At 60.8% G+C, this 13200-nt stretch carries 10 protein-coding genes and 2 tRNA genes; 6 read left to right on the top strand and 6 right to left on the bottom strand.

Annotation, left to right across the window (positions count from 1 at the left end):
- Window positions 1-34: 34 nt before the first annotated feature.
- Together HMPREF0762_RS06870 and HMPREF0762_RS06865 are read right to left on the bottom strand one after the other, a co-directional pair.
- Window positions 35-111, bottom strand: a tRNA-Pro gene (locus HMPREF0762_RS06870).
- A 210-nt stretch (window positions 112-321) separates the two neighbouring features.
- Window positions 322-1797, bottom strand: a complete 1476-nt coding sequence (locus HMPREF0762_RS06865) for a helix-turn-helix transcriptional regulator (RefSeq protein ID WP_006362845.1) — start codon at window positions 1795-1797, stop codon at window positions 322-324.
- Between the two features lie 437 nt (window positions 1798-2234).
- Between HMPREF0762_RS06865 and HMPREF0762_RS06860 the strand changes: the two genes are divergently transcribed.
- Window positions 2235-3875, top strand: coding sequence for an FAD-binding protein (locus tag HMPREF0762_RS06860; RefSeq protein ID WP_006362844.1), 1641 nt, complete (start codon window positions 2235-2237; stop codon window positions 3873-3875).
- A gap of 171 nt (window positions 3876-4046) precedes the next feature.
- Here the strand turns inward: HMPREF0762_RS06860 and rlmD are convergent, their stop codons facing one another.
- The gene (rlmD, locus tag HMPREF0762_RS06855) at window positions 4047-5363 is read right to left on the bottom strand and encodes a 23S rRNA (uracil(1939)-C(5))-methyltransferase RlmD (RefSeq protein WP_115314250.1); all 1317 of its coding nucleotides are present in this window, start codon (window positions 5361-5363) and stop codon (window positions 4047-4049) included.
- Between the two features lie 62 nt (window positions 5364-5425).
- Here rlmD and HMPREF0762_RS06850 point away from each other — a divergent pair.
- Window positions 5426-5501, top strand: a tRNA-Arg gene (locus HMPREF0762_RS06850).
- Between the two features lie 74 nt (window positions 5502-5575).
- On the opposite strand, the gene HMPREF0762_RS06845 is transcribed toward HMPREF0762_RS06850, so the two are convergent.
- Genes HMPREF0762_RS06845 through HMPREF0762_RS06835 form a run of 3 tightly spaced genes read right to left on the bottom strand, consistent with a single transcriptional unit; the run spans window position 5576 to window position 8023 of the window.
- The gene (locus tag HMPREF0762_RS06845) at window positions 5576-6322 is read right to left on the bottom strand and encodes a TetR/AcrR family transcriptional regulator (RefSeq protein ID WP_006362842.1); all 747 of its coding nucleotides are present in this window, start codon (window positions 6320-6322) and stop codon (window positions 5576-5578) included.
- 8 nt (window positions 6323-6330) lie between these two features.
- Window positions 6331-7104: an ABC transporter permease gene (locus tag HMPREF0762_RS06840; protein ID WP_006362841.1), complete on the bottom strand. Its 774-nt coding sequence runs from the start codon at window positions 7102-7104 to the stop codon at window positions 6331-6333.
- Window positions 7094-8023, bottom strand: coding sequence for an ABC transporter ATP-binding protein (locus HMPREF0762_RS06835; RefSeq protein WP_006362840.1), 930 nt, complete (start codon window positions 8021-8023; stop codon window positions 7094-7096). Before HMPREF0762_RS06835 ends, HMPREF0762_RS06840 begins: the two co-directional genes overlap by 11 nt.
- A 312-nt stretch (window positions 8024-8335) precedes the next feature.
- Between HMPREF0762_RS06835 and HMPREF0762_RS06830 the strand changes: the two genes are divergently transcribed.
- The 4 genes from HMPREF0762_RS06830 to HMPREF0762_RS06815 all read left to right on the top strand — a co-directional run bounded on the left by HMPREF0762_RS06830 (window position 8336) and on the right by HMPREF0762_RS06815 (window position 13132).
- Window positions 8336-8962 (top strand): cytochrome c3 family protein, encoded by a 627-nt coding sequence (locus HMPREF0762_RS06830; RefSeq protein WP_006362839.1) that lies wholly within the window; start codon window positions 8336-8338, stop codon window positions 8960-8962.
- 14 nt (window positions 8963-8976) lie between these two features.
- Complete coding sequence (locus HMPREF0762_RS06825) at window positions 8977-10467, top strand: flavocytochrome c (RefSeq protein WP_006362838.1); 1491 nt, start codon at window positions 8977-8979, stop codon at window positions 10465-10467.
- A gap of 262 nt (window positions 10468-10729) precedes the next feature.
- Window positions 10730-12217, top strand: a complete 1488-nt coding sequence (locus HMPREF0762_RS06820; RefSeq protein WP_245935534.1) for a helix-turn-helix transcriptional regulator — start codon at window positions 10730-10732, stop codon at window positions 12215-12217.
- A gap of 99 nt (window positions 12218-12316) precedes the next feature.
- A complete protein-coding gene (locus HMPREF0762_RS06815) occupies window positions 12317-13132 on the top strand; it encodes a class I SAM-dependent methyltransferase (RefSeq protein ID WP_040619534.1) in 816 nt (271 codons plus the stop codon).
- Window positions 13133-13200: the final 68 nt, after the last annotated feature.

Genomic DNA, 13200 nt, shown 5'->3' with positions numbered 1-13200 from the left:
ACGGCATCGCATACGCGCTTGGATGCCGATGCGATGGTCGGGATGACAGGATTCGAACCTGCGACATCCTGCTCCCAAAGCAGGCGCGCTACCAAACTGCGCCACATCCCGACGTTCCATTGCTGAGCAGGGATGTCGAATTATAGCAAAGTCGACTCGGCACGCAAGGCGGCGCGGCGGACACGACATCTCGGTATGCACGATGCTTCGTCATGCTGGAATGGCATCCGAGAATCCCGTCGAGGCGCTCGACATGAAGCAAAATATCCTAGTGCGCAGGCGAAGTCTGCCAAGCATGCCATCCTGGCGCGGCACGCTCGACTACCCCTCGCTTCGAAGGCTTCGGACATCGGTTCGTTGCGAATCCGTATCCACGGCATCGATCAGGTCGAGCAGATCGCGACGGCTGTGCACGTCAAGTTTGGCATAGAGGTGTTTGGCATGTCCGCGCACCGTGTTCTCCGTGAGGAACAGGGTCTCGGCGATGTACGCCTTCGTACGCCCTCTGTACAGGTACATCATGACTTCGACCTCGCGAGGGGTGAGCTTGAATTCTCCTGCAAGCTCGTTGCAGCGTGCTTCGAGGGTGCGGCCTTCGTCCATCGACGCGCTCGACGCAGGCGCCTTTTCATCCGCGAATATCTGCTTTGTATCCTGATCCCTTGTTTCAAGGTAGATAAGCGCCGTTACAAGCAGGGCGAACATGAGCAGCGCGATGAATGCGTCCGAGACGCCGCCGATAGCGTGCGCGCGCATGAAGCCTGTTGCCAGCGTTCCGAGGGCGAACGGCAGCGTATAGGCCGGCCAGGTCATGCCGAATACGAATGCCGGAGGTTCGTTCATGTGGCGCGCGATGTCGGCGATCGTGAGCCAGGAGAAGATCACGAGCAGGTCCCACACGCTGCTCTCGACGCAGCGCAGCATAGGGTATTGGGGCAGAACGATGACGCAGACAAGATCGATGGCGAGCACGAGCAGAATGATGCGCCAAAGATGCGCGAAATTGAACGATCCCTTCAATGTTCGAGCCGTTGCGATGGCGGCAAGGGACACGAGGATCTCGAATATGCGTGCGGCTGTGAATTCGCCGAGGGAAAGCATGCTCTGGTTGCCGGAAAAGCTGCCGATAAGATATGCCGTCACGAAGCTGAACACGACGATGGTCGCACCGACCTTCCAGAGGCTTTTGAACGTGCCCGGCCCGAAACGGTGGCCGCGCGCCTCGGGTTTGGGAACCAGGGTCGTGGCGCGCAGGCAGAGCAGGACCGAAAGGGCAGGCAGGCATGCGGCAGCGAGACAGGAGCCGACAGGAGGAAGCAGGTGCATCGCTTCCTTCATGAGGGAGCCGATGATATTCGCTGCGAAGAGGCAGAAGATGGATTCGGAAACGTCCAAACGGATGAAGAAGAGCGCCCATTGCAGATAGAGCCATCCGATAACGCAGGCGCACATGATGGTCGAGACATATAGCAGCCAGGTCGTCGACGTCACGCCTGCCGTAAAGATGCCGATGGTGCCGACGGCTCCTGCTGCGGCCGCGGCGAAGGGAATCGCCTTGAACGAGACGACGCGAGGAATGCGCTTTGCAATCAGGCCCATGACGGGCATAACGAACGAAAGGGCGACATACGATGCGATCCATGCCGTCTGGTCGGAAACGTCGCCCGTGCCGGCAAGCGCATTCACTTGGAACGCCCAAGCCAGCACGCACGCTATGCCTACGAAGGGAACATGGAACCATCCTGCGAATCCGTTGCGGGCGTCCTGCCTCGAATCATTCGTCCCTTGCTGTGCCATGAATTCCCATCCTTCAAATTCTTTGCGCACTGGCGCTGCATAGGAATCTTCGTTCGAATATCTTCATCATGATACCGCTCATCCCGTACGCGATCAGGTGCGCCCCAGCGGAAGAGGCGCGTCTTTTCCTGCGTAAGACGTATGCGGCGCGCGGATCGGGTGCGCGTGCATCCCACGTCCCGTAACGCGGCGGCACGTTCGTTCTGCATTCGGTCGGGCGCGCCTTCGGGTTTCTTGAAATCGGATGCTCCTTCGGGTCTTCGGCGATTACCTCGTGGAAATGAACTGGTGCTTTAGTGAAAACAACCCGTTTCGGGGCGGTGTCTTTTCATGAAAAGGCCCCGTCTCGGGTGGTGCGTGCGAGCGGCTCCTCGCGCTAAGGTCTTCGCCTGAAGGAGGGACCGAAAAGGGCGGTCCCTGGATTTAAGGAGGGTTCCATGGATTACAGCACGTCTCTCAACCTTACGCAGAGCCGTCGTTCGTTCATCAAGGCGGCAGGCGCCACGCTTGTTGCCGGCGTCGCCGCGGCAAGTCTCGGCGGATGCGCGCCGAAGACGGCCAACAAGAACAACGACGCTCAGTCGATCGAGGATATTTCGTGGGACGAAGAGACTGACGTTTTCATCGTGGGCGGCGGCCTTGCCGGCATGGCTTCTGCGATCACCGTCGCCCAGGAGGGCGATGGGGCGTCGTGCGTCATTCTCGAGAAGGGCACGAATCCGACCGGTTCGGGCGACAGCCCGTTTTCCGCAGGCCGCGTTTTGTGGACCGACGACGACCATGCCGAAGGCTTCCGCAGGTATCTTTACGAGCTTCGCGGCACGATGGACAATACGCCCGATGCCGTGCTCGACGCCTTTGCGGCCGGCATCCACGAGAATCGCACCTGGCTCGAATCGCTGCCCGGCTTCAACGCCGACGACGTCATGTTCGAGGAGCATTTCGTCGATGGGAGCGGCGCAACCTGCTATCCCGAGTACGCCGAGCTTCCCGACGCATACAACCTGGGTGTCCTGTGGTTCAAGGGCGAGAAGAACGACCACGTCATCAAATTCCTGCACGGCATCGTTCAAGACCGCTCCGACGTCATCGACCACAAGCTCGGTGCGCGCCTGACCGCCCTCGTGCAGGATCCTGCCAGCAAGGAGGTCGTCGGCGGCGTATACGATCTCGACGACAAGACGTACTACATCAAGGCGCGCAAGGGCGTCGTGATGTGCTGCGGAGGCTTCGAGAACAATGCGCAGATGCGCGCCGACTACCTTTCGGGCACCACGGCACGTCCGATCGCCGGACGGATGAATGAAGGCGACTGCCATTACATCTGCGCTCGCATCGGTACCGATATGTGGCATATGAACAGCTGCGCCGGATTCTGGACCAGCGTTTCCCCGATCGATGGCACGGATGTGACGATGCGTACGCCCAAGAAGTACGGCATCACGGTGTCGACCGCCGGCCGCCGTTTCTTCATGGATTGGGACTCCGACCATGAAATCGACTGGTCGACGATGAGCGATATGACGCTCGAGACCAATGTCGGTTCGCGCCACGGGCATATGCAGTTCGGCGGCGAGTGGCCTCATCTGCCCATGCCGGAAACCACCTGGTATATCCTGGATGCCGATGGCTATGCGGGCATGATGGCCGACGAGATCGCCCCTGCGTTCGATCCGGCGGGCGAAGGCTATGGCTTTTCCGCCGATACCGTCGAGGATCTTGCGGGCAAGCTGGGGATGGTGCCTTCCGAACTCGTGACCACCATCAACCAGTGGAACGATGCATGCGATGCCGGCAACGACCCGTACTTCCATCGTCCTGCCGACACGCTGACCCCGATCAAAAAGGCGCCGTTCTATGCATGCCACTGTTCCGCGACGATGCTCAACACCGACGGCGGCCCCCGTCGCAACGAAAAAGGACAGATCATAGATCTTTACGGCGAGCCCGTTCCTCACCTGTTCAGCGCGGGAGAGTTCGGCAGCGTGTGGTGCAACATGTACAACGGCGGCGGCAACCTGGGAGAATGCTGCGCATTCGGACGTATTTCAGTGCGCAGCTGCCTTGGAATCGCGTAGGAGGATCGGCTAAGGCTTGTCGGTCGGATTTGCAGCCGGACCATTCGAAGGCGAAGATCGTTTGAAGGCCAAGGTCGGATCTTCCAATGAAATGCGGGCGTAACGAGTCTTTTCGGTGCGCCCGCATCCTTGCGTTTGGTTGCGGCCTCGATGCCGCCGACCCTTCGTCGCTTACTTTCGGATCAAGAGGCTCGTCGTCTCCACATGATAGGTCTGAGGGAAGAGATCGACGGGCGTCGCGCGTGTGAGTTCGTAGCCTTGCGCCTCGAAGCGCGCGACGTCGCGCGCCCAGGTGGCGGGATCGCAGCTCACGTACGCGACTTTCGTCGGACCCGCTTCGGCGATGCTCTTCACGAGCGATGCGTCGAGCCCTGCGCGCGGCGGGTCGACGAGCACGGCGTCGAGATGCCCAAGCATCGGCAGCTCGCGCGCGGCATCGCCGCCGATGACGTCGATATCGAGTTCCGTCTCCTCGGCTACGCGCCGCAGGTCGCGCACGCTTGACGAGTAGCTCTCCACGCCGTAGACATGGGCGCCCGTGCGCGCGAGCGGGATGGTGAAGGTGCCGACGCCGCAGTAGAGGTCGGCCACCTCGTCTCCTTCGCGCACGTCGAGCGCTTCGAGCGTCGTTTCCACAAGTCGTTCCGCCTGCTCGGTGTTCACTTGGAAGAAAGACGGCGCCGTAATCTTGAATGACTGTTGGCAGAGGCGTTCTTTCCAATACCCGGTTCCGTGAAGCACTTCCACGCCCTTGACCTTGCGTGCGCCCTGAGGGCCGCCGGTCGCCACGCGCACGATGCTCGACGCCTTGAGGGCGCGTGCAAGCGTGCCCGCCACGGCGACGCGCGGGAAGTTGCCGCCTTCGGTCCAGAGCGCTACCTCGAGCGATTTCGTGCGCATCGACCCTCGGATACCGACGCGGTAGATGCCCAGGTCGTTGCTGCCCGCAAGGAAGCGCAGCGCACCGCGGACGGCCTTCGGCGCCTTCGCGAGCGCGTGCGATCCCAGGGGGAATTCCTTGGGCGATACGATACCGTCGGCGCCTTTGCGATGGTATCCCATCGTGAAGCCCGAGGCGTCGGTCGCGCAGGCGAATTCGAGCTTGTTGCGATACCCCCACGGTCGATCGCTCGGAATGCAGGGTGCGACGATGCTCTGGGCGCGCTCCGCATCGACATGCGCCACTTTGACAAGCTGCGCGACGATGTTGTCGCGTTTTTCGACGAGCTGACGCTCGTAGGCGACGAGCTGCCAGCCGCAGGTTCCGCATTCGATCTCGAAGGGTGCGCGTGGGTCGACGCGATCGGGGGATGCTTCGATGATATCCGTCACATGTCCGCGCACGAAGCGTTCTTTACCTTCGGTGATATCCACGCGCACGCGGTCGCCCGGGCAGGCGCCCTCGATGAAAGCCACGCGCCCGTCGCTCAGGTGCGCCACGGCTTCGTCTCCGTAGGACAGCCGCTCTATGGTGAGTTCTTCAAGCATCGGTTTCCCCATCCGTCGCATGCATGCAAGATGTCGTATAATAACCGACATCCATTCTACGTGCCCCTGTAGCTCAGGGGATAGAGCGTCTGCCTCCGGAGCAGAAAGCCACAGGTTCGAATCCTGCCAGGGGCACCATTCGGAATCCATGCGAACCCGCCTGAGTCGTCAGGCGGGTTCTTGCGTTTCAAGGCGACATCGCTCAGCGGATTTCATCCGCATGCGCCTGCGCGTTCCGAAATTCCTTCAGGAGATCTTGCCGCAGCGTTCCGTCGGTTCCCCCAGCCGCCGAGCATGGCTTCTAGACCGACCTCGAACTGCTCCGAGAGATTCCATTGTCCGATCATGACCTGTCCGACCAGGGCTTCGAGGGCCTGGCGGTCGTCCCTTGCCATCAAGGGGAGGGCTTCGTCGAATCCCGACGATGGACGGCCCGCTTCTCCGCCGGCAGGAGGGGCCACCTCTGCTGCCGAAAAGCCCGTCGTGTAGACGGTGACGACGGTGATGAGTGCCAGCATGTCGTCGGGATGCACGAGCTGCGCCGAATCAAACGCGGAGAGCGCCTTCGCGATGAGCGAAAACTGTCCTGGGGTTGAGATGGGATGCGTGAGGACGAGCTCGACTGCATTCGGATGCGCCAGAAGCGCGTCGTGAAGCGCACGGGCGTAGTCGCGCATGATTTCCCGCCATCCTACGGCGGTGCCGTCCTTATTCGTCGTTTTGCTGGGGAAGCCTTCGAGGACTTCACGCCATATCTCTTCCGAGACGCCATCGAGGAGGGCCGCTTTGTCGGGGACGTGACGGTAGAACGCCGTCTGAGACACGCCGAGGCGCTTGCCGAGAGAGCGGAACGATAGAGCGTTCAGGCCCTCTTCGTCCACCATCTTCAGAGCAGCCGAAATGATTTTGCTTCGCGACAGCGAATGGGCGCGGACGGAAGCCCCCGTGCGTTCCGGCATATCGTTTCCTAACCTCGTGTCGAATCGCCTTTCTTGGTCAGACAGCGTATCACCACGACGAAGACGATGGCGACAAGAAAGACCGCAAGCATCCCGAGCTGCGGCAGAATGTCTGCCACCGATGCTCCGTCCAGGCTCACGGCATGCGAGGCGTTAAGCGCCCAGTATGCGGGAGAAAGCCGAGCGATCGACTGGGCCCAGTCGGGAAAGTTCGAGACCGTGCAGAACGATCCGCCAACACCTGCTGCCAGCATCCCGATGACGTTCGACAGCGATAGGCCGACCTCCTCCGACGGCGTTACGAGGGCTATCGCCACGCCGAGTGCGGCGAGGACCGCCGAAAACGCCAGCACGACGACGAGCAAGGCACCGACGCCGCCCGCAGGGCGGAACCCGAAGAGGGTCATTCCCAAAACAATGACGGCGACGGCCTGCAGGGACTGGATAAGGTAGGCGACGAGGGCCTTTCCCATGAGCAGCGTCCCGGATGAGGTGGCAGACATCTCAAGGCGCGGCCACGTTCCCCAGGTTCGTTCGTGGAAGAACGACTGGATGACGGTTTGCACCGCTAGAAACGCAAAGAGGACGGCCATGGACGGCACTGCCTGCTCTACACCGGTTGCCTCGGTGTAGCCATCCGCAAGAAGCATGGATTTGAACGCGGGTTCCATGAAGGGAACCATGACGAGCGGGATGACGGTCATGAGCAGGGTGATGGTCGGATTTCTGAGCTGCAGGAGGAGGTTGAGCCGGACGACCGCGGCGAAGCGTTTAAGCTGCATCGTCGACCTCCTTTTCTCCGATGATGGCGAGGTAGGCGCTTTGCAGATTCGCTTTTTCTATCCGGATGTCGTCCACTTTCAGGCCTCTTGCCGCCGGATTCGCAAGGAGGTCGGCAATCGCGCGGCCCGGATCGGTGGGTTCTTCGACGGGTTGGATGCCTTCGGCGGCCGCCTTCCAGCCGGGAATCGCCGGCGAGGATCCGGCGAACTTCACCACGACAGATGCTCTTGCATGCTTCCGGACGATTCCATCCAACGTGCCGGATGCAACGATGCGGCCGTCGTTGAGCACAGCTATGTCTGCACCGAGTTCCTCGAATTCAGCGAGGTAATGGCTTGTGTAGACTACCGCAGCGCCCTCGTCGGCGAGCGCGCGAACCGTCTTGAGGAGCCTGGAGCGAGCCTCGACGTCCGCGCCCACGGTGGGTTCGTCCATGAATACCACGCGCGGCTTATGCATGATCGCCATGCCTGCATGGAGACGGCGGCGCTGGCCGCCGGACAGGTTGCGCGCATTCTGGCGTGCCTGCTCTTCGATTCCGAGGAGCTTCATGACCTCTTGCGCTCGTTCGAGGGACTTTCGACGGGAGAGCCCCTCGATCGCTCCGTAGCAGGCAAGGTTTTGTCGTACCGTCAAATCGGGATAGACGCCGATGTCCTGGGGCGCGCACCCTATGAGTTTTCTCGCCGGACGGCTTGCGGGATTGCATCCGCAGATCGAGACCTTCCCTGCATCCGCGGCGAGCATTCCGCACATGATGTCGATGAGCGTTGATTTGCCTGCCCCGTTCCTTCCGAGCAGGCCTAGCACTTGTCCAGAATGAACCTTGAGGTCGACGCTTTCGAGGACTCGGTGCGTTCCGAAGGATTTGCTCACGCCCTTTAGATCAATGAGAGGCGTCTTGCGTTCCGTTTGCATGGCGGCTTCTTTCTCTTAGAGTTAACAACGTAAACTTTGCCGGCTGTCAGTAATGTTAACAACGTTAACTTTAAACGCAAGGATATTTCGAGAAAAATCAGAAGCAGCTTGCTTCTTGGCATGCGGAGCACGTTGGCAGGTCTTGCCCTTTCGCATCAAACTCCTTGGGGCGGTTTGCATTCCACCCTGTCAGAGCTGCAAACCACCCCTTTCGGGCGTGCAGGCCGCTGCGTTGCCCCTCTAAGCTGAACGGTATCGAGCGGACGGGCGAAGGGGATTCCGGCCGCAGGGGGACGAGGAAGGAGAAAGACCATGGGCGAAATCCATGAGGACGGGCACGGGCCCTCCGGCCATGATTCCGCGAAAGCGAAGGCGCCTGCGGCTAAGAGGAAACGCGCGATCGCGATCGGCGTGGTGGCGGCCGTGATCGTCGCGGCGATAGGAGGCTTCGCCGTTTGGCACGAGCAGCCGACATTCTGCAACGCCATCTGCCATACGCCGATGGACTCGTACGTGGCAAGCTACTGCAACGATGACGGCACCCAGCTCGCCCACGTGCATAAGCTTGCGGGCAAGAGCTGCCTCGACTGCCATCCGGCTAAGCTGGATCAGCAGGTCAAGGAGGCGGGCCATTGGGTGACGGGCGATTATGCCTACGATGAGGCGAGCGGCAACCTCGTGCCGCGTAGCGAAGAGTTCGCCACGCAAGAATTCTGCCTGAACGAAAGCTGTCACAACATGGATCTGGATCAACTGAGGGAAAAGACCTCGAGCATGGCGTGGAACCCGCATGATTTCACCGAGCATGGCGTGACCGAATGCGGCAGCTGCCACAAGATGCACGATCAGTCCGTGATGGTGTGCTCCGAATGCCACTACCAGGCCGCCGAGAACGTGCCTGAGGGCTGGGCGAGCATTCCGTATCGTCAAGAGAAGTAGCAGGGGAGGGAATCATGGCTGAAATGAAGAGGGGCGTCACGAGACGCTCGTTTCTCGGCAGCGCGTTCGTCGCCGGCATAGGCACGATGGCTTTCGGGCTTTCAGGCTGCGGGAATCCGCGCAGCCTCGAGGATGAGGCGGCGTCGACCGAGATCGACGGCGGCGAATTCGATATCGTGGTCATCGGGGCCGGCGGTGCGGGCATGGCTGCTGCGGTCGGTGCGACCGATCAGGGCGCACGCGTCTGTTTGCTTGAGAAGATGCCTGTGGCGGGCGGCAACACGTGTTTCGCCGAGGGAGGCATGAATGCGTGCTGCACGAAATTCCAAGCCGCCGAGGGCATCGAAGACAGCGTCGATCTCATGGTGAGCGACACGTACAAAGGCGGGCACGAAAAGGGCAACCTCGACTTGATCCGCCATATGTGCGAGAACTCGAGCGATGCCATCGACTGGCTCGACAGCATGGGCATCACGCTCTCGAAACTCGGCACCTCGGGCGGTGCGAGCGTCAAGCGCATACATCGTCCTGAGACTGGCGAGGCTGTCGGCAAGTACATCGTCAAAGGCATGACTGAACAGTGCCGTCAACGCGGCATCAGCGCGATCTGCAATACCAAGGTCGAGGAGCTTATGGTCGACGATGCCGGGAAGATCTCGGGTGTACGTGCGACGAATCCTAACGGGATTCCCATTGTGTATGCGTGCAAGGCGGTCATCGTCGCAACCGGCGGATTCGGCGCGAATCATGAGATGCTCGCCCAGTATCGTCCCGAGCTTATCGATGCAGTGACTACGAACCAGCCGGGAACCCAGGGCGACGGCATCGTCTTTTCCCAGGCCATCGGTGCCGATCTGGTGGATATCGGAGAGATTCAGGTGCATCCCACCGTCGAGCAGACGACCGCAACGCTCTTGTCGGAGAACATCCGCGGCGATGGCGCCGTGCTCATCAACGCGAACGGCGAGCGCTTCGGCAATGAGCTGCGTACGCGCGATGTCGTGTCTGCAAGCGAATGGGATCAGCCGGGCAAGTTCGCCTGGGCCGTGTTCGACCAGTCCGTCCATGACAACAACCTGTCCATCGAGGAGAAGTTCGTTGCGCGCGGTCTCATCCAGATAGCTGACGACTTCGCCGCTCTCGCCGATAAGATGGAGGTTCCTGCCGATGCTATGGTCGAGGCCATCACGTCGTACAACGACAATATCGCCAATGGCATAGATGATCCCTATGGTCGCGTGAAGAGTCTGAATCCTCTGGTCAACCCTCCGTACTATGCCGTCAAGGTGGCGCCGGGCATCCATCACTGCATGGGCGGTCTGCGCGTGAATGCCGCTGCCGAAGTGCTCGATGTCGACGGCAATCCGATTCCGGGCTTGTTCGCTGCAGGCGAAGTGACCGGCGGCATCCACGGCGGCAATCGTTTGGGCGGCAACGCCGTCTGCGACATCAACGTGAACGGCCGTCAAGCCCAGGAGACGGCCTGCGCGTACGTTTTCGCATAGGGGAGGACAAGGGCTTTTCGTACACGTTGATCCGACGGACGCTTCTTGGAGCCTTCCTTGTATCAACGATGCAGCATCGCGCCGCCTCGTCAACGAATGGCGGCACGGCATTGTGCATACGGCACGATCCATCCTTCGGAGGGGTCGTGCCGCCTTTGCGTCGTACCTCTATAATGAACGGACGTATAACGCAGGAATGGGAGGCTGCCAGATGGGGGAGGGGAAGGTCCGAGGCGCGCATGCGTCGCGCGATGGCATGCGCATGACCGCGGCCATCCTCCGCGAGCGCGTCTCTTCCTTTGTGCCGTGTCTGCTCGGGCTTGCGGTCGTGAGAATTTGGATCCAGGCCATCATCTACGGCCGATATGCTGCGACCGATTTCGGCTCATATACCGTTCTCGCAAACCTCATCCGCGTCGCGTTCATCGTGCTGCTTCTTGTCGTATTCTCACATCGAAGCATGGGACGCGTCGTCCAGCGCAATCTGAGCTGGTTTTCCGTCACGGCGATGACGTTGGCGCCCGTGTTTCATCTCGTGCAGCCGATTGCGCCTGGCGTTCCTTTCGATCTGTTCGCATGCGTGATCGGCGGTCTCGGGCTCGTATGGGGCGCCGGCATGTGGATCGGCATCTTCGTGCGCTTAGCGCCTAGGGTCGCGTTCTTCTATGCGTTCGCCTGTCTTGCCGCAAGTGCGCTCGGCGGGCTTGTCGTCGGGTTTCTGCCGCAAGACCTGGTCTATGTCATCGCAGCATTCCTGCCTACGCTCGCCCTTGTCGCGTATTGGCGTGCTTCCGCGCTGCTTGATGAGGGAACCTTGGGGGGCGATGCGGTGCCGCGCGACCATGCGTATGACGCCGAGCCCCGATCGACGTTCATACGCCTGGCATGCGGACTTGCATTGCTCGATTTCGCCCTCGGCATCGCGCGCGGGTTTCCCGATGGTCAATCGATTGCGCTTTCGGTGCCGTTTCAGATCGTCCACCAGGTCGGAGTCGCTCTCATCTGCATCGCCGTGGTCTGGCGGGTGCTTGCACGCGGCGCGCGGTTCGGGTTCGGATCTGCGTGGCGTTTCCAGATAGCGTTCATGGTGGCGGGCGTGTTGCTCATCGCCTCGCTCGACCAGCCGTTTGCGGAGACAGGAGCCGTGCTTGTCACGATGGCGAACACGCTCATGCTCGGGTTGCTCTGGTATTGCGCCTATGATTTTTCGCGACACAGCTCGTATGAGCCCTATCTGGTTCTCGGCGGCGTTTGGGTCATACATCTTCTACCGCGCGAGGTCGGTCGGCATCTCATATCCGCTGTCGGTGTGACCGATGGGTTCGTTACCGTTGCCATCGCGATCGTGGTGTGCCTGCTTGCGCTCAGCATGGCTTTCGTGCTTCGGGATGACGTGCCTGCGTCTCGACCCTTCTTCGCCGATCTCGGATCGGACGGCCGGTACAACGACTCTCTGCGATCAGCGCAGGCGTCGGAACGTCCATCCGTTGAAGAGCGCGATTCTGCGGCCGATACATTGGAGCATCGCTGCGCCGAGCTTCAGGAGGTTTTCGGCCTGACCGATCGTGAACGGGACATGGCCTGGTACATAGCCCAAGGGCGCAGCAAGGGCCGCATCAGTGAGGAGCTGTTCATCTCCGAGAATACCGTGAAGGGCTACACGAGAAGCCTCTATGTGAAGATCGGCGTGCATTCGAAGCAACAGCTGCTCGATACGCTTTCCAAGATGGAGCACCGTCGCGCAGAATGACGCGCAAAAGTTGCACGAAGCTGATATGCTTGGATTTTCAGGGGAAATGCCGTTGTGCGGCAGACGCGTCGGCGTTCGGCATCCAAGGAGATGATGCGCATGAAGAAGCTCGAAGGCGTGGCAAACACAACGTATGTTCCGCTCATCGCGCGCATCGCTGTCTCGAAACGATTCCCCGAGTATTTCTTCGACCAGGCGGCCCTCGATCTTGAAGCGAAGATCCCCGCGGGTGCGGAGAAGGGGTCGTACGAGTATTCGAACGTGGCTTCGGTCGCCCGATACTACAACCTCGACGATATGATCTCCGCGTTCGCGGAGGCGCATGAGGCATGCAATGTCGTGCTGCTCGGCCTCGGCCTCGAGACCGCCGTCTATCGTCTCGGCTCCGCGCTTTCAGATAAGGATGTACGTTGGTTCGGCGTCGACCTTCCCGAAACCATCGCGCAGCGCAGGGCGGCATTCGGCGAAGAGAATGCGCTCACGCTCGTCGAGGGCGACATGTTCGCCATGGGATGGGTCGGCGCGCTCGACGCGTCACGCCCGACGCTTCTCGTCGTGTCCGGCGTCTTCCAATACTTCGAGCCGGATCAGGTCAAGGATTTCGTGCACGCCTGCGCCGCTGCCTTTCCTTGCGGAGAGATGGCTTTCGACGCCACGAACGAGGACGGCCTGAAATTCGCGAACTGGTTTATCAAGCGCACGGGTAACGCCGATGCCCTCATGCGGTTCTTCGTGAACGACGCGCGCGCCTTCGCGGACGAGACGTCGACGACGCTCATGGAGGAACGGGTGTTCTTCGAAGACGCCCTGCGCCTGATCGGCCGGCGTCTCGGCATCGTGTCGCGCATATCGATGCGCGTGGCCGACAAGAAGCGCCGCACGAAGTTGATACGCCTGGGTTTTCCAGGGAAGTGACGGCGTTTGGCGCCTGCATGACGGAGTAAGGGAGTTCTATGCCGAGCTGGTCGTAACCGGAAAGGCGA

The sequence above is a fragment of the Slackia exigua ATCC 700122 genome, assembly GCF_000162875.1.
GTDB classification, from domain to species: Bacteria; Actinomycetota; Coriobacteriia; order Coriobacteriales; family Eggerthellaceae; genus Slackia; species Slackia exigua.
Note: the sequence above shows the minus strand (reverse complement) of the source record. Positions and strands in the feature narration are given on the sequence as shown.